Source organism: Paenarthrobacter sp. NPDC058040 (assembly GCF_042885775.1).
In the GTDB taxonomy this organism is placed as follows: Bacteria; Actinomycetota; Actinomycetes; order Actinomycetales; family Micrococcaceae; genus Arthrobacter.
Window position 1 is genome coordinate 118,090 of the sequence record NZ_JBHVRN010000007.1, and the last position, 18,252, is coordinate 136,341.

Annotated in this window: 16 protein-coding genes; 9 read left to right on the forward strand and 7 right to left on the reverse strand. The window is 64.8% G+C overall.

The window, feature by feature from the left end; translation table 11 throughout:
• Nucleotides 1–59 precede the first annotated feature (59 nt).
• Complete coding sequence (locus tag ACFVSJ_RS11295; RefSeq protein WP_387436882.1) at nt 60–881, reverse strand: IclR family transcriptional regulator; 822 nt, start codon at nt 879–881, stop codon at nt 60–62.
• A 49-nt stretch (nt 882–930) separates the two neighbouring features.
• On the opposite strand from ACFVSJ_RS11295, the gene ACFVSJ_RS11300 reads away from it, so the two are divergent.
• The 3 genes from ACFVSJ_RS11300 to ACFVSJ_RS11310 all read left to right on the forward strand — a co-directional run bounded on the left by ACFVSJ_RS11300 (nt 931) and on the right by ACFVSJ_RS11310 (nt 5,157).
• A complete protein-coding gene (locus tag ACFVSJ_RS11300; protein WP_387436883.1) occupies nt 931–2,202 on the forward strand; it encodes an MFS transporter in 1,272 nt (423 codons plus the stop codon).
• On the forward strand, nt 2,195–3,445 hold the full coding sequence (locus ACFVSJ_RS11305) for an FAD-dependent oxidoreductase (protein ID WP_387436884.1): 1,251 nt from the start codon (nt 2,195–2,197) through the stop codon (nt 3,443–3,445). Before ACFVSJ_RS11300 ends, ACFVSJ_RS11305 begins: the two co-directional genes overlap by 8 nt.
• 182 nt (nt 3,446–3,627) lie before the next feature.
• Nucleotides 3,628–5,157 carry a DUF222 domain-containing protein gene (locus ACFVSJ_RS11310; protein ID WP_387436885.1) on the forward strand — a complete coding sequence of 510 codons (1,530 nt, stop codon included), beginning with the start codon at nt 3,628–3,630 and terminating at the stop codon, nt 5,155–5,157.
• 82 nt (nt 5,158–5,239) lie between these two features.
• On the opposite strand, the gene ACFVSJ_RS11315 is transcribed toward ACFVSJ_RS11310, so the two are convergent.
• Nucleotides 5,240–6,241 carry a LacI family DNA-binding transcriptional regulator gene (locus tag ACFVSJ_RS11315; protein ID WP_387436886.1) on the reverse strand — a complete coding sequence of 334 codons (1,002 nt, stop codon included), beginning with the start codon at nt 6,239–6,241 and terminating at the stop codon, nt 5,240–5,242.
• Between the two features lie 118 nt (nt 6,242–6,359).
• Here ACFVSJ_RS11315 and ACFVSJ_RS11320 point away from each other — a divergent pair, with 118 nt between their 5' ends.
• Both ACFVSJ_RS11320 and ACFVSJ_RS11325 read left to right on the forward strand, forming a co-directional pair.
• The gene (locus ACFVSJ_RS11320; protein WP_387436887.1) at nt 6,360–7,538 is read left to right on the forward strand and encodes a Gfo/Idh/MocA family protein; all 1,179 of its coding nucleotides are present in this window, start codon (nt 6,360–6,362) and stop codon (nt 7,536–7,538) included.
• Between the two features lie 2 nt (nt 7,539–7,540).
• Nucleotides 7,541–8,536, forward strand: a complete 996-nt coding sequence (locus ACFVSJ_RS11325) for a Gfo/Idh/MocA family oxidoreductase (RefSeq protein WP_387436888.1) — start codon at nt 7,541–7,543, stop codon at nt 8,534–8,536.
• A 57-nt stretch (nt 8,537–8,593) separates the two neighbouring features.
• On the opposite strand, the gene ACFVSJ_RS11330 is transcribed toward ACFVSJ_RS11325, so the two are convergent.
• From ACFVSJ_RS11330 to ACFVSJ_RS11345, 4 genes are all read right to left on the reverse strand, one after another.
• Nucleotides 8,594–9,388, reverse strand: a complete 795-nt coding sequence (locus ACFVSJ_RS11330; protein ID WP_387436889.1) for a TIM barrel protein — start codon at nt 9,386–9,388, stop codon at nt 8,594–8,596.
• Nucleotides 9,385–10,512, reverse strand: a complete 1,128-nt coding sequence (locus tag ACFVSJ_RS11335; RefSeq protein WP_387436890.1) for a Gfo/Idh/MocA family oxidoreductase — start codon at nt 10,510–10,512, stop codon at nt 9,385–9,387. Before ACFVSJ_RS11335 ends, ACFVSJ_RS11330 begins: the two co-directional genes overlap by 4 nt.
• A gap of 80 nt (nt 10,513–10,592) precedes the next feature.
• A complete protein-coding gene (locus tag ACFVSJ_RS11340) occupies nt 10,593–10,817 on the reverse strand; it encodes a hypothetical protein (RefSeq protein WP_387436891.1) in 225 nt (74 codons plus the stop codon).
• A 99-nt stretch (nt 10,818–10,916) separates the two neighbouring features.
• Nucleotides 10,917–11,855 carry a LysR substrate-binding domain-containing protein gene (locus tag ACFVSJ_RS11345; RefSeq protein ID WP_387436892.1) on the reverse strand — a complete coding sequence of 313 codons (939 nt, stop codon included), beginning with the start codon at nt 11,853–11,855 and terminating at the stop codon, nt 10,917–10,919.
• 241 nt (nt 11,856–12,096) lie between these two features.
• Between ACFVSJ_RS11345 and ACFVSJ_RS11350 the strand changes: the two genes are divergently transcribed.
• Both ACFVSJ_RS11350 and ACFVSJ_RS11355 read left to right on the forward strand, forming a co-directional pair.
• Nucleotides 12,097–13,215, forward strand: a complete 1,119-nt coding sequence (locus tag ACFVSJ_RS11350; protein ID WP_387436893.1) for a PrpF domain-containing protein — start codon at nt 12,097–12,099, stop codon at nt 13,213–13,215.
• Between the two features lie 12 nt (nt 13,216–13,227).
• The gene (locus tag ACFVSJ_RS11355; protein WP_387436894.1) at nt 13,228–14,670 is read left to right on the forward strand and encodes an SLC13 family permease; all 1,443 of its coding nucleotides are present in this window, start codon (nt 13,228–13,230) and stop codon (nt 14,668–14,670) included.
• Between the two features lie 169 nt (nt 14,671–14,839).
• Here the strand turns inward: ACFVSJ_RS11355 and ACFVSJ_RS11360 are convergent, their stop codons facing one another.
• Nucleotides 14,840–15,763 (reverse strand): AraC family transcriptional regulator, encoded by a 924-nt coding sequence (locus ACFVSJ_RS11360; protein ID WP_387436895.1) that lies wholly within the window; start codon nt 15,761–15,763, stop codon nt 14,840–14,842.
• Between the two features lie 119 nt (nt 15,764–15,882).
• Between ACFVSJ_RS11360 and ACFVSJ_RS11365 the strand changes: the two genes are divergently transcribed.
• Together ACFVSJ_RS11365 and ACFVSJ_RS11370 are read left to right on the forward strand one after the other, a co-directional pair.
• Complete coding sequence (locus tag ACFVSJ_RS11365; protein ID WP_387436896.1) at nt 15,883–16,944, forward strand: NAD(P)-dependent alcohol dehydrogenase; 1,062 nt, start codon at nt 15,883–15,885, stop codon at nt 16,942–16,944.
• 316 nt (nt 16,945–17,260) lie between these two features.
• Entirely contained in the window at nt 17,261–18,247 is a 987-nt protein-coding gene (locus ACFVSJ_RS11370; protein ID WP_387436897.1) for a LacI family DNA-binding transcriptional regulator, read from the forward strand.
• Nucleotides 18,248–18,252: the final 5 nt, after the last annotated feature.

Consider the following 18,252-nt stretch of genomic DNA (forward strand, 5'->3'; position numbering starts at 1 on the left):
GGCCCGTTGTGCGTGGAATGGGGCGTGTTTGGGGCGTAGGGGGCCCCGCAACGGAAAGGTCAGCCCGGATCGGCTGGATTGGCCGCGATGTCCAGCTCCAGCTGGCGGCACGTCTCGCGCAGGGAGGCGACCAATCCGGCGTCGAACACTTTGCGGAACCTGGTGGAGGGAGTGGCGACGCTCAGCGCCCCCACTACTGAGCCCTGCCGGTTGTGGAGCGCGATGCCCATGGCGCTGACACCTTCCTCCGTGCCTTCGAAGTTGGCGGCGAATCCGTTGCTGCGAACGGACTCCAACTCCCGGAGGAAGGCGGGAAAATCCGAATCCGGAATGGTGTCGCCCCCGATTTCCGCGTTGTGGCTGCGGAACAGCTGCTCGATCATCGCCGGGTCCAGTTCGGCCAGTATCGCCTTGCCGCCGGAGGTCTTGTCGGCGGGCATCACCGTTCCCTGACGATCCCCGATGCGCAGCACGTTGGATCCCTCCACCGTGGCCAGGAAGCGTACCTTGCTGCCGACGCGGACCATCAGGTTCACGGTCTCGTTGAGCTGGGCTGAGAGAAGTTCCATGTGGGGCTGGGCGAGGTCGCGCAACTGCCGGGTCCAGACCAGCCCGGCCGGTCCCACTCCCATGGCGGGGCCAGGGACGTAGCGACGGTTTTCATCCTGCAGCGCGAAGCCGCGGTAGACCAGCATTGCCAGGAGGCGATGTGCCGTCGAGGGGGCAACTCCAAGCTCCGCCGCCGCGTCCTTGAGTCGCAGCGCACCCCCGTCGCGCAGCAGTTGGAGCAGTTGGAGCGCGTTGTCCACGGCTTCGATGGAGTACGTGGGCCTCTTTTGGACAGGTTTGCGGCTTGGGCTAGGCACTGGCTTGTTCTGCACAACAGAATTGTATGGCGGTTAGTCAACCGTTCATTCGACAGTGGCTGGCATGAATCACACACTTCCCGCTGCAGCGTCGCAACGGTTGACCGGTGAAACCCCGGACGCAGTTCCGCGCTTTTCCAAAGGCGCAGCCATGGCGGTCCTGGTCTGTTGGCTCCTTGTGGTTTTCGACGGTTACGACCTCATTGTCTACGGCACGGTCCAGTCTTCACTGATCGCCAACACCGACTGGGGCCTCACTAAAGCAACCGCAGGCACCATCGGATCCATGGCCTTCCTCGGCATGATGATCGGAGCCATTTTCGCCGGCCGAATGGCCGATTCCTGGGGCCGGCGCAAGACCATCCTCGGCTGCGCAATCGTCTTTTCGCTCTTCACCATCCTCTGTGCCTTCGCACCCAACGCGGCAGTCTTTGGAGCCTTGCGTCTTCTCGCCGGGATCGGACTCGGCGGGCTGGTTCCGTCAGCCAACGCCCTGGTGGCCGAGTTGGTCCCGGCAAAGTGGCGGTCCACAATAGCCACGCTGATGATGTCCGGTGTGCCCATTGGCGGATCCATTGCCGCATTGGTGGGCATTCCGCTGATCCCGGCCTTTGGCTGGCCTTCCATGTTCCTCGTGGCCGTGCTTGCCTTGGTGGTCGTTGTGCCGTTGGGAATCAAGTACCTCCACGAGACACTGGCCCCCAACAAAGGCGCCGGCGCCAAAGACGCGGCCGGCTTCGGCTCCCTCCTGCGTGCCCCGTACCTTGGCACCAGCATGCTGTTCGCCTTGGCCACGATTGCCACCCTTTTCGCTTGGTACGGCCTCGGAACCTGGCTGCCGAACCTCATGCAGCTCGCGGGCTACAACCTCGGCTCGGCACTGACTTTCGCACTGGCCCTGAATCTCGGGGCGGTTGCCGGTTCGGTCATCACCGCTTGGGCTGGAACACGCTTTGGCCCGATTCCGACGGCGGTAGCGGCCGCCGCCGTCGCCGCCGTCGGGCTTGTGGTCCTCTTGGCCGGGCCGCCGGTGACGGTGGTGTACCTCGCACTGGTGCTGGCCGGCGTCGGAACCCATGGCACGCAATGCCTCATCATTGCGGCGGTCGCGAGCCATTACCCGGACCACCTTCGTGGTACCGCCCTCGGTTGGGCACTGGGTACGGGCCGCATTGGAGCCGTCGTGGCACCGCAGGTGGGTGGCCTCCTGCTGGCCGCCGGACTGGGCGTCAACTCCAACTTCCTCGCGTTCGCCGGTGCCGCCGCCGTCGCAGCTATGCTGCTGGCCGCCGTCGGACTCAAAATCACAGCAAAACAAGGAGCAACACATGTCTGAGTACGCCAATTCCACGGAAGTGCTGGTTGTGGGAGGTGGCATGGCCGGACTCGCCGGAGCCTTGGCCCTGCGCGAAAACGGAGCGAACGTCACCTTGGTGGAGCGCGCACCGGAATTCGGCGAAGTGGGTGCGGGCCTGCAGATGGCACCGAACGCATCCCGCGTCCTGAAGCGCTGGGGCCTCCTGGAGAAGGCGCTGGAAATTGGTGTCCAGCCCAAGCACCTGGTGTTTCGCGACGCCGTGACGGGTGAGGAGCTGACCCGGCAGAGCCTCAAGGGAGAGTTCGAGGAGCGCTACGGTGCCCCGTACGTCGTGATCCACCGCAGCGACCTGCACCGTGTCCTGCTTGAAGCTTGTGAAGCGGCCGGTGTGAAGCTGGTCAACGATGTCCTGGTGGAGAGCGTCGAAACGGTGAACGGCCGTGGCGTCGTGCGCACGGCCTCCGGACCGGACTACGAGGCCGACGTAGTGATCGGCGCAGATGGACTGAAGTCCACGCTCCGCCCGCTCGTGGCCAACGATGAGCCGGTGTCCTCCGCCTACGTGGCCTACCGCGGCACCGTGCCCATCACCCCCGAGACTCCGGCGACGGATCTTGAAGACGTTGTGGTGTACCTCGGCCCCGACTGCCACCTGGTCCAATACCCGCTCCGCAAGGGTGAACTCCTGAACACCGTGGCCGTCTTCAAATCGCCCTCGTTTGAGCGCGGCGAAGAGCAATACGGAGGAGTGGACGAGCTCGAGGCCGCCTACAAGGACTGCGTTCCGGCTGTGCGGGCCGCGCTGGCCAACCTGGGTACCAGCATCCGCTGGCCCATGTATGACCGGGATCCCATCCAGAACTGGGTCGCGGGTCGCATGGTCCTCATGGGCGACGCTGCCCACCCCATGCTCCAGTACCTCGCGCAGGGTGCCTGCCAGGCGCTCGAAGACGCCGCGGTCCTTCAGGACGTGAGCGCCGGCACGGTCTTCACCGACTCCGGCGTCAATCCTGAAGCATGGGATGAGGCAATCTCTGCGTTCAACTCCGCCCGCGCCGAGCGCACCGCCCGCGTCCAGCGTACGGCCCGGGTGTGGGGTGAGTCGTGGCACGTGTCCGGTGTGGCACGGACGCTCCGCAACCTGCTCTTCAAGAGCCGCAAGGACAATGACTTCCAGTACAACGATTGGCTGTACGGCCAGGCCGGTGAAGGTCGGCCAGCCGAAGAAGCGCCCCGCGTAACCAGCCAGCTGATGTCCTGACGCTTTAGCGCTTGGGCCGCCTGCCGTCGTCGTACTTTCTGGCTGGAAGTACGACGACGGCCCGCGGCCTGGCAGGGGCTGAACGCTTCCGGAACCCCCGGGTTTTCCACATACGCGGGTTGGCGTGGTCACTGGGCGCTAGTGCCGTGACAGGTTTAAGTATGGGAATCGGCGGGCCGGCTGTGGCTGAGAAGGTAGGGTATCCACGCGTCAGCGCAGTGGCCTTACTTGATGAAGGCGCGGCTGCCCTGCAGGGGCTCCGGGGGTCGGTCCTTGGGCAGGCCGCGATGTTCGACCATGATGAGGCCTCCGAGTTCGCCGGCAAGGTGGAGCATCTTTCCCGGACCGTGGAGTACCTCCAACTCGTCGCCGCCCAGGTTGTGGAACGCAGCCGCCAACAAGCCCATCACGCCAGGCAGCTTCAAACGTCCACCGGGGAGGTCGCAGCATGGCGCACCGGTTGGACTGAAAACGTACACGCAGGCGCGGCCATCGACGCGAAGGCGGGAAGTGCGACTTCTGTCCTCGACGACGGCTTCCGGAACGCTGCCGAGTTCCTCCGGGTCCGCCTCCGGATCACCATCCGGGAAGCCCGGCGCCGACTCGCCCTGGCCGGGCGTGTTCTGCCCGGTACCGGGATCTCCGGCGAGCAGATCCCGCCGCGGCACGAAGACCTTGCCGGCGCCGTGGCTGATGCGCAGGTTTCCGCTTCCTCGGCCACCCTGATCAGTTCTGCATTGGACCGGGTCAAGCTCCTGACAGACGACGGCACCGTCGCCGCGATGGAGCAAGCCTTGACCGCGGTGGCCGTCGAATCCGACCCCGACCTGGTCGCGCGGGTTGCTCGACGATGGACAGACCTTATCGATCAAGAAGGGGCTGAACCCACGGAAGAAGTCCTCCGCCAGATTCAGGGGGCCTTCATCCGCAAACCCCGCCATGGCTTGCAGCACCTCGAAATCTTCGCAACAGCCGAGCAGTTCGAAACCCTCACCACCGTCATGAACGCCGCCACCAACCCTCGCCTCGCAGGCCCTTGCACCAAGGCCGGACGCGGAACCAGTGCCGAAGCTGCCGCCGCAGGAGGCTCGGCCGCCGAGGTCAGCGGCCCCGTCCCGGAATTGGACCGTCGTTCCCGTGCCCAGAAACTACTGGACGGTCTGGTGGGAGGCTGCAAGGTTGCCTTGGCTGCAGGCCGCCTGCCGGCCAATGGAGGCCTGAAGCCCCAAGTCATGGTCACCATCGACTATCGCGACCTTTTCGGCCGTCTCCAAGCACCCGGCAGCGCAACATCCACCTTCACTGGGCCCATCCACCCGGAAACCATCCGCAAAATTGCTTGCGACGCCGACATCCTTCCGGTCTTGCTCGGCGGCGAGGGGCAAGTCCTGGACATCGGACGTGCAAGCAGGATTTTCCCGCACCACATCCGCAAGGCACTAACGGCCCGGGATCAGGGTTGTGCCTTTCCCGACTGCACTATGCCCGCTCCCTGGTGCGAAGCCCACCACATCACTTACTGGTCGCAAGGTGGCGCCACCAGCACCGACAATGGTGTGCTCCTCTGCTCACATCACCACCACGTGATCCACAAGGAGCAGTGGAACATTGTTTGCAGAAAGGGCGTCGCGTGGTTCACCCCGCCACCGCATGTTGACCCCAGCCGAACAGCCCGGCGAAACCGCCAGCACAGCACGCCGCTGCGCAGGTAAGTCGTGGCTACCGGTACAGCCCGGACAACACGTCGGCACCGCTGCCGGTCATCGGTGCGTTGGTGCTGCGCACACGGTCGCGCTAAGCCGGTGCATCCCCCGAAGACCCTCGAACCTGCAAGAGCGAAGGAACCTGGTGCAATCGGGCGGGCAGGTCCGGCGTGGACAGCCGTTCCAGGATGAACTTTCCCGCCTCGACCCCCACGGCGAGGTTCCCGTTGTCCACGGACGTCAGTGAGAGGTGCCGGATCTTTGCCAGGTAGGTGTTGTCGTAGCCCACCAGCGAGAGGTCCTCGGGAACTGAAAGATCCAGATCGTCCGCGGCTGAGAGGGCGCCGATGCAGGCAATGTCGTTGTAGGCGAAGATCGCGGTGGGCCGCCCTGCCGAAGAGAGCAGGCGCCTGGCCGCGGCGTACGCTGACTCTTCGCTGACACCGGCGGACAGCACCACTGGCTCCAGCCCGGCGTCGCGCATGCTCCGTTCAAACGACTCCCGCCGCAACCGGCCCACTTCGCCCGGCCCTTGGAGGTGCGCGATGCGCCGGTGTCCCAGCGCGAGGAGGTGTTCGGTCGCTTGCCGCGCGCCGGCGTCGTCATCATTGACCACAATGTCGACGCCGTCCAGCATCGGTTCCCGGGTCCCGGCCAGTACCACCGGGATGCTTTGCGCCGCCTTTTCGATGGCGGCGGATTCAGTGGTGGTTCCAACCACCACCAGTCCATCGATCCGCTGCTCCAGCAGTGTTTCCACGGAGCTTCGCCCAACGCGTTGGTCTGTGTACGAATCCGCCAGCACTGGCGAGACTCCAGCGGAATGCAGGGAGGCGGTGAGTCCTTCCAGGAGCTCAACGAACCAGGGGTTCCGGATGTCGTTGAGCATCACGCCGATGGTCCCGCTGCGCGGCCCGGACAGGCGCTGGGCCAGTCGGTTGGGCCGGTAGCCCAAGTGCTCCATGGCCTCCAGGACCGCACGACGGCGGCTCTCACTGACGTTGGCAGAACCCTGGAGGACCAGGGAGACCAAGGATTTGGAGACGCCCGCGGCGCTCGCGACATCGCGGATGGTGGGTTTCGCGGCCGGCATGCAGTGTCTCCTCTCGTCCAGCGCTCCGCAACCAAGCTTAGGGGCTTGACGCCAGAGACCTGTCACGGCCATTATGGACCGGTCCAAGTAAATTCCAAAGAGTCAATGAGGATCTTTCATGAGTGCACCAAACAGCCGGCAGTTGGTGGCCGGCATGGTCGGGGGAGGGCCGGGCGCGGACATCGGCAAGACCCACCGCTACGCCATGCGACTGGACGGCCATTACGATCTCCAGGCCGGAATCTTCGGCCGGGACCGCAGCAAGTCCCGGCAAATCGCCGTCGACCTCGGCGTGCCGGAAGACCGCACCTACGTCGACATCCACCAGATGGCCCACGCGGAAGCCGCACGCGAAGACGGGGTGGACATCGTGGTGGTGGCAACGCCCAATGACAGCCACTTCGAGATCGCACGGACGTTCCTGCAAAAGGGCATTTCCGTGGTGTGCGAGAAGCCGCTGACCCAGGACTCCGCTACCGCCGCCGAGCTGGTGCGCATCGCCGAGGACAACGAGGCGATCCTCGCCGTGCCGCACTGCTACTCGGCCTACGCGATGGTTCGCCAGGCTGCCCGGATGGTCCGCAACGGTGAGCTGGGTGCCATTCGCTTTGTCGACGTCGAGCATGCCTCCGGCTGGGCAGCAACACCCCTCGAGAACGAAGGCCACAAGCAGGCGAAATGGCGCACCAACCCGGACATTGCCGGCTTCCCGAGCGTCGTGGGCGACCTCGGCACGCACGCGTTCCACCTGCTCCGCTACATCACGGGCCTCGAAGCCGAGCGCCTGTCCGGCCGCCTGCAGACCTTCGTGCCCGGCCGCCGGGTGTTCGACCACGCCACCGTTGAACTCGAACTCACCGGCAACGTCCCCGCCCGCGTCTGGGCCAGCATGGCGGCGACCGGCCACAACCACGGCCTGCGCATCCGCATCTACGGCGAGACGGGCAGCCTCGAGTGGCAGCACGAGGATCCCCACCACCTCAAGGTCCAGGACCTCGCCGGCGCCACCACCGTCCTCACGCACGGACTCAGCACCCTGCACGACGACGCGTCCCGGCTTACGCGCGTCGGCCTCGGCCATCCGGAAGGCTTCCTTGCGGCCTTCGCCAACTTCTACTCGGACCTCGCCAAGGTGCTCCGGGCGCGCCGCGACGGCACACCGCTCCCGGACCGGGAACTGTCCTTCCCCACAGGGATCGACGGGCTGATCGGCGTTCAATTCGTCGAAGCCGTGGCCGCCTCACACCACGACGATTCCGCTTGGAAAGTCCCCGCCTACCAGAAAGCAGCAGTCTGACCATGCCCCGTTTCGCACTATTGGGGGCCGGTTTCATCGGTTCCGTCCACGCCGCCAACCTCGCGGCCCACCCCGGCATCGACTTCCGGCTCGTTTACGACGTCGACCAGCAGCGCGCGCAAACGCTCGCGGCCGCGCACGGTGCCTCCGCCGCCGTCGCACTGGAAGAGGTCTTCGATCCGGAGGAGATCGACGCCGTCTTCATTGCCTCCTCCACCGATACGCACGCCGAACACCTGCGCCGCGCTGCCGCCGTCGGAATTGCCGTGCTGTGCGAGAAGCCTATCGACCTGGACATGGACCGCGCCCGCGATACTGCCGCGTTCGCGCAGCAGAGCGGCATCCCCGTGATGGTCGACTTCAACCGACGCTTCGACCGCGACTACGCCGAGCTCAAGCGCGTGGTGGATTCCGGCGGGATCGGCAAAGTTGAGCTGATCCAGCTGACCTCGCGTGGCCCGTCCATGCCGCCGCTCTCCTACGTGGCCACGTCCGGCGGCCAAATGCGCGACCAGACGGTCCACTTCTTCGACCTCGCGCGCTGGCTGTCCGGGCTGGACCCGGTGGAGGTTTTCGCCACCGGCTCGGCGCTCGCGGAGCCCGGCATTGCGGAGTACGACGACGTCGACACCTCCGCGGTCACGTTGCGGCTCCCCGGCGGGGCGATGGTCCAGATCGATTCCGTGCGCCGCACCGGATACGGGTACGACGAACGCATCGAGATCATGGGCTCGGAGGGGATGGTGGAGGCCCGTCGTCATCGGAACGGCGCTGTGTCCCGGTACTCCGGAACCTCCGTGGTGGACGACGGGCTGCACGCCGGTTGGTTCGAGCGCATTCAGCCGACGTACGCTGCGGCCCTCGCGGCGTTCGTCTCCTCCCTCAACGGCGAGGCCGCGCCGACGCCTTCACTCGAGGACGGTCTGAAGGCCCAAGCGATCGCCGAAGCAGCAGTGCTTTCCCTGCGCAGCGGCCGCCTGGAACCCATCAAGTATTAGCCCAAGTAGGCCGCAATAGTGCGCGTTTTGGACCGTCAAAACGCGCACAACTGCGACTCAGTTGGGGGAGAAGGCGGCGCGGAACGCGGAAAGGGCAGCGTCTCCCGCCTCGATGCCTTGGCCACCCACGGCTCCGGCTTCCATGCCGATCACCCCGGTGTACCCGGCGTCGCGGAGTGCCTTGGCAATGGCCGGGTAGTTGATCTCGCCGGTCCCGGGCTCAAAGCGTCCCGGAACATCAGCCACCTGGATTTCGCCCGTGTACGGCTGGGATGCCCGGACCAGCTCAATCAGATTCCCTTCGCCGATCTGCGCGTGATACAGATCCAGCATCATCTTGACGTTGGGGTGGTCCACGGCCTGCACCAATGCCAGGGTGTCCTTGGCCCGGGCAAGCGGAATGCCGGGATGGTCCAGGATGGTGTTCAGGTTCTCCAGGGCGAAGGTGATGCCGTGCTTCGCGCCCAGCTCTCCGAGTTGCTCCAAAGTGCGGAGCCCCGTCAGCCACATCTCTCCCGTGGAGCGGTGCGTTGGCCGGACAGCCCGCCCGCCCTCGCCAAGTTCAGCGGGGTGCACCACCATCCGCTCGACTCCCAGCTCAAGCGCCGTGGGGATCAACTTCTCCGCCGAGGCCAGGACCTCGTGGGCAGTGGCGGGGTCGATCACGCTGCCGCCAAAGTAGCCGCTCATCGAGGAAAAACGGGCGCCGGTTGAAGCGAGGGCTGCGATGTCCCGCCCACGCGTGTCCCACAGCTCCACCTCGAAGCCAAGATCATGGATCCGGCGCACACGATCGATCAGCGGCAGCTCGCCGTAGACCATTTCGGCGCAGACAGCCAAGCGGAAACTCATGCGCCGGCCCCCTGCAAGGCACCTTCGGCGGCACGCAGTTCGGCGATCTCCGAAACGTCTACGGGCAGGCCGGTTTCCGAGGACTTGAACGCAGCCAACGCCACTGCCAGTGCGTTCCGTGCGTCGACCCCGCCGGGAGCAGCGGACGGCGAGGCGGCCGCCGTCGTGCGTGCATAGCCGCGGCGCGCAGCGACGTCGTCCGCGAAGTGCGCCAGCTCGTCCGTGTAGGCGTCGTGGAAGAGGTGGATGTTCAGGCGGGTGGTGTCCGAGCCGATGCCGGCGGCGGTGTAGCTGGTGGCGTTGGTGGCCTGCGGCGTGCCCGCGGTGACCATGCCTGCGGAGCCGAAGACCTCACCGCGGACGTCGTAGCCGTAGAGGGCGTTGAAGTTCGCTTCCGCCACGGCGATGGCGCCGTTGCTGTACGTGACGGTCACGACGGCGGTATCCAGCAGGCCGCCGGCCTTCGCCTCAGGTGCCACCAGGGCATCGGCCACGGCATGGACCTTGACGGGGACGGCGCCTGGGTTGAGCCAGTTGAGGGTATCGAAGTCGTGGATGAGGGTTTCCAGGAAGATGGTGCCCGGCGCGATCCGCCCAGGGTTGGCGATTCCGGCTTCCGTGCCGGGGTCGCGCGTGAGGGAGCGAAGGAGTTGCGGGACGCCTACGGCGCCGTCGTCGATGAGTTTGCGGGCCGCGGCGAAGTCCGTTGAGTAGCGCCGGTTGAAGCCAAAGCGAAGGACGACGCCGGCACTCGCGGCCGCTTCGATGGCCGCGTCCAGTTCCGCAATAGTCCGTCCGCCGGGCTTTTCGCAGAAGACATCCTTCCCGGCTTTGGACGCAGCGGCGATCAGCTCCGAGTGGAATCGCAGGGGAGCCGCGATGAGCACTGCGTCCACGTCCGGATCGGCCAGGACATCGGCCACGTCCGTGCTGATCTTGGTGACGCCTAGTTTGGTGGCGAGTTCTTCGACGGCGGGGAGGACTGGATCGGTGATCGCTTCCAGCCGGGCATTCGGGATCCGGCGTGCGATGGATTCGGCATGGAACTTGCCGATCCACCCTGCGCCGATCAAAGCGATGCGAACGGGCCGGTCTTCGGCCACCGGATGCTGGAGGTACGTCATTGCTGCTCCTAGGTTCAGGCGTCTAGATCGTTCTAGTCGAACCATGGTGGCATGCTTTCGACGGTCACGTCTAGATCGTTCTAGTCGCTGGATCGGGAGGATTCACGACGGCGGCTGCCGCGCCTGGGTGCGTGGCATCCCAAGGCGAGTTGCAGGACAGGCCCAACCAGCAGGAGGAGCGAGACGCTAAGCACGGCCCCGACGGCGGTGAGGAAAACCAGCCCTCCCATGACCAAGAGGTGGAAGTCCCCAACATCCGTCAAGGACGGGACGGTGAACATGGCTATTTCTTGAGGGGACTTCACGGGGGTACTCCTGCACTGCATCGAATAACTTGCTGATGAAGGAGTGTGCGGCCTGGGTCGATAGTGTCGCAGATTGCCCTGCGGGTTTGCGGGGAAAGGCTACAGGTAATCCCCAGCGTGATCGCGGGCGATTTCCATGAGGGTTGATTGGAAGGCCACTTCCGCGGGTGCGTAGACCTTGTCCTGCCGCTGGGCGAGAAGGACCCGGCGCAAAGGAGCGGCATCGCCCAGGCTGACCACCCTCACGTCCGGATGTTGCAGCGCGACTGCTGTCTTGGGAACCATGGCCACACCCATGCCGACGCTGACCATCGCCTGCGCCTCCTGGTAGTCATTGGCCAGGAAGCCAATGGAGGGTTCAAAGCCGGCGTCGTGGGCCGAGCGCTGGAGTACCTCTACGACGGGGTGGGCTTCGGCCCGGACGATCCAGGACTCCTTGCGCAGTTCCTCCATGCGGATCTCCTCCCTGTCCGCCAAGGGGTGGTTGCGGGACACCAGTAGTACGGTGCTTTCCTGGAACACCTCGGTCAAGCGGATGTCGTCATCCTGGAAGCGATTCCAGGGATAATCCCACAGCAGGCACAAGCCGGTGATTCCGGACTGGAGGTCGCTGACCAATTGATCGAAGCGCGCGCTCCTGAGGGAGAGCTCGATTGCCGGGTAGCGCTTCTTGAACGCACGAATGACCACGGGAAGAAAAGAGCCGGCGAGGGTGGGGAAAGTGCCCACCGCCAAGGACCCGCGCTTGAGCCCGGCTATTTGGTCGAGGTCTGTCTGGGCTGCCTTCATCTGCCCGACGATCTTTCGGGCGTGTCCAGCGAGCACCTGGCCTGCTTCCGTGGGCACCACGCCCCGGGATCGGCGGTTCAGCAGGGGCTGGCCGACTTCCTGTTCCAGCTTCCGCAATTGTTGGGAGACCGCCGAAGGGGTGTACATCATCAGGTCGGCCGCGGAGGTGATGGAGCCCTGCTCCACGACTTCCACGAGCAGTGCCAGGCGGCGGATGTCGAAAAGACTTTGGTAATCGTCGTTAAGCATCGCTTCAGCCTTCCTTGGGAATAGTTCATTCTATGCATTCTTAGGCCGGAGTCCCGCCGTTGAGCGGATGGGAAACTCGCGCTTTCGGCGACAGGGCCGGTACCTTCCTGTTGATCTGAATATGAATGAAGCATTGCTACATCCCCCACTGGAAATCCAACATTGTCTTCATTTGTGATCTGGCTCAACCTCGAAGTATCCCCTTCAACTTTCAGGGGCTTCGGACAGCAAGGAAGAGATCATGAAGATCCAAGCGGAATGGATGCGCGGGGGCACCAGCAAGTGCTGGGTATTCGAAACAGCCAATCTGGAGGCCACGCAAACCAGCGTGGATGTTTTGCTTCCCAGGTTGTTTGGCAGCCCTGACCACCGGCAGATCGACGGTGTTGGTGGGGCAACGTCAACAACCAGCAAGGCAATGATCGTCGAGCGGCCTACCGGTGGCGGCGTGGACGTTGAGTTCACTTTCGCCCAGGTGGGGATTGAAGAAGCCACAGTCGATTGGGGCAGCAATTGCGGCAACTGCTCGGCGGTGGTTGGCCTCTACGCGATCGAGAAGGGCTGGGTGACCCCCGCCGGGGACGTGACCCGCATCGTGACCCGCAATACGAATACCGGACAGATCATCATCCAGCGCGTTGCCACTCCGTCGGGTGCGCTGCCCATAGTCCCCGACAGCTCCATGCCGGGGGTGCCCTTCCCCGGGTATCAGGTGGGATTGGGATTCCAGGATCCGGCCGGCAAAACCACCGGCCGGCTCCTTCCCACAGGTGCCGCCATGGACAGTGTGACGGCTGGCGGGACCCGATGGACGGTCTCCATGGTTGATGCGGGGGCTCCTGTCGTTCTGCTTCGCGCCCAGGACCTTGGCCTCGACCCTGACCGGTATGACACCTGGTTCGGCGGCGTGGAGTTGCAGCTTCAGACCCTGGAGCGCATCAGGCGCCAGGCGGCAGTCCGCATGGGCTTGGCGGCGACTCCGGGCGAAGCAGCCCGCGCCATCCCCAAGGTTGCCATCGTTGCGCCGCCCTCCCGGTCCGACCCGGACAGCGACGCCAGCGTCATGATGCTCTCCATGGGCAAGCCCCACCCGGCACTGGCCATTACCGGAAGCATCGCGTTGACGCTCGCGGCCCGAACTCCAGGCACCGTCATGAATGAATTCATGGGCGATGCCCTGCATCCGACCCTCCGGCTCCGCACGCCTGCCGGGGTCATCGAGACGTGGAGCGAACAGAGGGATGGATCCCTGCTCGTCGGCGTGGACCGTACTGCCCGCACTATCGCCTCCACCACCATCCATCTCCCAGAGGTCCTCGACAACACCGTTGAGTCCTCCCTCGCCAGCGCTACTCGATGAAGAGAGAGCATCATGTCAACTAAGACCGCAGAAAAGACTGCACCCAGCACCACCTCTGACCACGCGTCCGCCCGACCCAAGCGCCGCCGTCGTATCCTTCTGGTGACGGCCATCGCCATCACCGTTTTGGGCATTGCTGCCCTCCTGTTCGGCGGTGCCATGGGCAATCCTTCGGCCGCTTCGGGATCGGAGCCGACCATGACCGCCACGCAAATCATCCCGCTGGCCATCCTGGTGGTCATGTTCGTGGTGGCGACGAAGTGGCCACTGAACATCGGCGTCATGGGGCTGGTTGCCTCGTTCGGTGTGGGCTATTTCGTGCTGGGCATGACGGACAAGCAGATCCTTGAAGAATTCCCGGCCAGCATCGTCCTGACCATCATCGGCGTCACCTACTTCTTCAGCATGGCCCAGCGGAACGGGTCCATCGACATCATCGTGCAGAGCTGTGTCCGGATGGTCAGGGGCAAGACCATGCTCCTGCCCTGGGTCTTTTTCCTGATGGCCGCAGCCTTGACCGCGCTGGGCACCTTCAGCCCCGCAGCGGTGGCATTGCTGGCACCCGCCGCCCTGGGCCTTGCCTACGAATCCCGGATCCACCCCGTCCTCATGGGCGCCTTCGTCATCAACGGTGCCCACGCCGGCGGCTTTTCGCCGTTGTCAGTGGCCGGCGTGCTCGTCCACGACATCGCGCACAAGAATGAATTCCCCATCGATCAAGGTGCCCTGTTCCTGGCGAGCTTTGCCCTGAACTTCATCCTGTCGGCACTCACCATCGTGCTCTTCGCCCTCATGGGCAAGCTCCGCGACAAGCACTCCAACGAGTACGCAGGCCTGGACACGCCCCGGATCGGACGCCCCAGCGGACAGCAGATCCTCACGCTGGCCCTGATCCTCGCGATCCTGGTCTGCACCCTCGGCTTCCATATGCCCATTGGGTTCGTTGCCCTGTCCGCCGGACTCATCCTGGCCTTCGTCAACATCAAGGAGCACAAGACCTTCATCGGTGGGATCTCCTGGTCCACCGTCCTGCTGGTGGCCGGCATGATCACCTACGTTTCCTTGCTCCAGCACGTCGGCGTGATTGATACCCTCGCGGAAATGGCGTTGGCGCTTGGCGCACCGCTCTTGATCGCACTGGTTCTTTGCTACGTCATTGGGGTCGGCTCCGCTTTTGCTTCCTCCACTGCGCTGCTCACAGCCTTCATCCCCATGGCCGGACCGCTGCTGGCAACCAGCTCGCTCAGCGCCTCGGGTACCGTAGCCGCACTTGCCATCGCCGCAACCGTGGTGGATGTCTCCCCGTTCTCCACCGATGGTGCCTTGGTGGTTGCCAATGCACGCGACACCGACCGGCAGCGCGTCTACAAGCAGCTCATGATGTACGCCGGAGGGGTGGTCCTCGTCGCTCCGGCCCTCGCATGGGCCCTCCTGGTACCCACGGGAATCATGTAAGCGTCCCAGACCGTCGGGCCTGAGCCCGGCAGCGTGCGGGAAGCCTGCACTCCAGCGCAACAGGAAACCCGAAAGACGGGCGCAGGTACCTCCCAACGCAAGCAAAGGCGGAGCGGCTCATCAAGGCCACTCCGCCTTTGGCTTGTCCCTGCCAGGCGCGGCAAGCCAGTCAGGTCCGCAGCCGCCGTCGGAATTCCCTCGGCGTCTGCGCCGTTTCCCGGAGGAACAGCCGGTTGAAGTTGGACAGATTGGTGAAGCCAACCTCGAAACAGATTTCCGATACGGGTTTGTCCGTCCGTTCCAAGAGTCGCCGGGCGTTGGCCAGCCGCAGCTTCCGTACGAGGTCGCTGAAATTTTGCCCGGTGGCACGCTTGAAGTACTTGGAGAACGTTGGCTCGGTCATTCCTACCAAGCCCGCGGCTTCGGACATGGCCAGCGGGCCCGCATGATTCGCGAAAACGTATTCCAAGACGATCTCCACCACGGCGGCCGCTTTTCCGTCGAGTTGCGGCTGGAACCATTCTGAAGCGAGAAACCGCCGCTCATCCGCAGGGGCTGAACTGAGAATCCCGAACAGGGCCAGAAGGTGTTGCAATCGCTGGAGTCCACGGGAGCCGCCCATTGCTTCCATGGCCCTTGCAGCGTCAAGTGCCGTAGCTCCGAGGAACTCGATCCCTCGTGCTGACTCGGCCAACAACGGCTTGATCTGCGCCAGTTCCGGCACCAAACCCGCAGCTTGCTCAACCCACGCTCCCTCGAACTGGATTACCGCATCCCGGTTCACCAGCACTTCCCCGGGCTCCACGTCACTCACCCAGTCATGGGGGAGCCCGGGACCCACCAGCACCACATTGCCTGGCTCGAAGGTGCCCACGTAATCACCCACAATGAACTTTCCCGGGCCCTTCCGGGTCAGGTGGATCTCGTACTCAGGGTGGTAGTTCCAACGGGCCAAGGGGCTCGGATAATCGTGCTCATGCCAGCGAACGGAGTGGTGGGGATCTGCGGGCACAACCTCGCGGACGGCTTGCCTTCCCAGTAATCGCTCGGCCAACAGCGCCGCCACGCCACCGCCGGAGCCACCCGCGTCCATGCTGGCATTCCTTTCCCGAACGGAAAATAAGTATCAGTAATCCTCCCTCCCGAGGCTAGTCGTGCCCGGCCCACAGACCTAGTGTTGAGGAAAATCCGCTCCCTCAAAGGAAATCCAGAATGACCATCCACAGCGCAGAGACGCCCTTGCTGGAACAGCCCGAACTGCCCGCGACGATGCGTGCCGCGGTCCTGCAAAGGCAGGGCGAGATGACCCAGGAGACGCTCCCGGTCCCGCATCTCCAGCCGGATCAGGTCCTGGTCCAGGTGGCAGCCGTTGGCGTCTGCGGCAGCGATGTCCACTACTACGACCACGGCCGGATCGGTGATTTCGTGGTGGAGCACCCGCTGATCCTCGGCCACGAGCTGTCCGGCCGGATTGCCGCCGTCGGGAGTGCCGTGGACCCGGCCCGCATTGGCGAGAGGGTCGCCGTCGAACCCCAACGCCCCTGCCGCAACTGCAAGCAGTGCAAAGCGGGCCGCTACAACCTGTGCCCGGACATGGAGTTCTACGCCACCCCTCCGGTGGATGGTGCTTTTGCCGAGTACGTGGCGATCCAGGGTGACTTCGCGTACGCGATTCCGGACTCCGTGAGCGATGAAGCCGCTGCGCTGATCGAGCCGCTTTCCGTGGGGCTGTGGGCCTGCGAACGCGCCGGGATCAAACCAGGAAGCCGCGTCCTGATTGCCGGAGCCGGACCGATCGGCGTGATCGCGGCGCAGGCGGCCCGGGCGTTCGGTGCATCAGAGATCTACATCAGCGACATCGCCGAAGACAGGCTGGCCTTCGCCTTGGAACACGGTGCGACGCACGCGCTGAACGCGAAGACGGACAGCGTTGAAGGGCTCGACGTCGATGCCTTCATTGACGCTTCCGGCGCAACTGCCGCCGTCCGTTCCGGAATCAAGGCGGTGGGTCCCGCAGGACGCGTCATTTTGGTGGGCCTCGGCGCCGACGACGTTGAACTGCCGGTGTCCCACATCCAGAACCGCGAGATCTGGCTGTCCGGAGTGTTCCGCTACACCAACACGTGGCCCCTGGCCATCCAGCTGCTCGCTGACGGCAAAGTGGACCTGGACATCCTGGTCACCGGCAAATTTGGACTCGCCGAATCCGAGGCTGCACTCCGCGTAGGCAAGGAAGCCGGGCAGCTCAAGTCCGTGGTGTATCCGGGCCGATGACCGGAAATACCGGACATAAACGGTCAAAAAGTTTTTTCCCATCAATCCGTCACGATCCGTAGGGGGTCGGCACATACCAAGTGCCCATGTCGTTGCCTCGCGTTCTGTGTTGTCGCCCTTTTCGACGCAGTTCTGCGGGCAACGCTGAGTTGGCAGCGATGGATGTGGCGGGTTCTGGGGCCCGCCCGGGGCGCCGTCGCTGCGCATAACCGGGCTAGTGCGGTCGGTCGTCTGAGTCGCGACCGGCCGCACGCTTAAGGTCCGTGCGGGCCCGCCTTGGATCGTTCTATAGACTGGCTCCGGGCGAAGGAGGGCCATGGCAGGGAAACGTCCCACACTGATGGACGTCGCTGAAGCGGCCGGGGTGTCGCGGGCCCTCGTGTCCATTGTGATGCGCGATGCTCCCGGTGCCTCCGAATCAACCCGGCTCAAGGTCCAGGAAGCCGCCCGGCAACTCGGGTATCGACCAGACAGCCGCGCCAGGCTACTCCGCAGCAGCCGCACCAGGCTCCTGGGCATCAGCTTTTCCACGGCCCACGCTTTCCACGCCGAAATCGTGGACGCTGCCTACGCCGGAGCCACGCAGCGCGGCTACGACATCGCCCTGAGCGCAGTAGCCAACGGCCGCCCCGAAACGCGGGCCGTCGAATCCCTGCTGGACCTCGGTTGCGAGGCCCTGATCATGATCTCCCCAATGCTCGGAGCACCCGAACTGGCAAGCTACGCCGCGCGGTTGCCCGTGGTCAGCCTGCTCCGGGACGATGTTGGCGAAGCCCTGGACTCGGTCAGCAGCGACGACTTCGCGGGAATCCGGATCGCGGTTGAACACCTCACCTCGCTGGGGCACCAACGGATTGCCCACGTCGACGGAGGCCACACCGTCTCCGGTCCGCAACGCCGCGAAGCGTTCCACGCGGAGATGGTGGCCCGTGGGCTCGAAGCCAGGATCATTCCCGGCGGCCCCACGGAAGAGGATGGCCTCCGTGCAGGTCAACAGCTTCTGGACGATCCGCCCACCGCGGTCATCGCCTTCAACGACCGCTGCGCATTGGGCGTCCTGGAAAGCTTTCGCGCCGCAGGTCTTCGCGTCCCGGAAAACGTCTCCGTGCTGGGCTATGACGACAGCCAGTTCGCGCGTTTAAGCTACGTCCAGTTGTCCTCGATCAGTCAGGACGCCCCGCTTTTGGCGCGTGCCGCCGTCGACCGTGCGATCGACCGCTTGGAAAGCCCGACGCCGGCCGCGCACCTGGTGCGGACCCCGCACCTGGTGGTTCGGAGCACCACCGGTCCAGCACGGAGCTGAACAGC

What these genes read in the sequence shown, in the direction of transcription:
- ACFVSJ_RS11300 (WP_387436883.1), top strand. Translation starts at nt 931, where the DNA reads ATGAATCACACACTTCCCGCTGCAGCGTCGCAACGGTTGACCGGTGAA.
- ACFVSJ_RS11305 (WP_387436884.1), top strand. Translation starts at nt 2,195, where the DNA reads ATGTCTGAGTACGCCAATTCCACGGAAGTGCTGGTTGTGGGAGGTGGC.
- ACFVSJ_RS11315 (WP_387436886.1), bottom strand. Translation starts at nt 6,241, where the DNA reads ATGCCGGCCGCGAAACCCACCATCCGCGATGTCGCGAGCGCCGCGGGC.
- ACFVSJ_RS11320 (WP_387436887.1), top strand. Translation starts at nt 6,360, where the DNA reads ATGAGTGCACCAAACAGCCGGCAGTTGGTGGCCGGCATGGTCGGGGGA.
- ACFVSJ_RS11325 (WP_387436888.1), top strand. Translation starts at nt 7,541, where the DNA reads ATGCCCCGTTTCGCACTATTGGGGGCCGGTTTCATCGGTTCCGTCCAC.
- ACFVSJ_RS11330 (WP_387436889.1), bottom strand. Translation starts at nt 9,388, where the DNA reads ATGAGTTTCCGCTTGGCTGTCTGCGCCGAAATGGTCTACGGCGAGCTG.
- ACFVSJ_RS11335 (WP_387436890.1), bottom strand. Translation starts at nt 10,512, where the DNA reads ATGACGTACCTCCAGCATCCGGTGGCCGAAGACCGGCCCGTTCGCATC.
- ACFVSJ_RS11345 (WP_387436892.1), bottom strand. Translation starts at nt 11,855, where the DNA reads ATGCTTAACGACGATTACCAAAGTCTTTTCGACATCCGCCGCCTGGCA.
- ACFVSJ_RS11350 (WP_387436893.1), top strand. Translation starts at nt 12,097, where the DNA reads ATGAAGATCCAAGCGGAATGGATGCGCGGGGGCACCAGCAAGTGCTGG.
- ACFVSJ_RS11355 (WP_387436894.1), top strand. Translation starts at nt 13,228, where the DNA reads ATGTCAACTAAGACCGCAGAAAAGACTGCACCCAGCACCACCTCTGAC.
- ACFVSJ_RS11360 (WP_387436895.1), bottom strand. Translation starts at nt 15,763, where the DNA reads ATGGACGCGGGTGGCTCCGGCGGTGGCGTGGCGGCGCTGTTGGCCGAG.
- ACFVSJ_RS11365 (WP_387436896.1), top strand. Translation starts at nt 15,883, where the DNA reads ATGACCATCCACAGCGCAGAGACGCCCTTGCTGGAACAGCCCGAACTG.
- ACFVSJ_RS11370 (WP_387436897.1), top strand. Translation starts at nt 17,261, where the DNA reads ATGGCAGGGAAACGTCCCACACTGATGGACGTCGCTGAAGCGGCCGGG.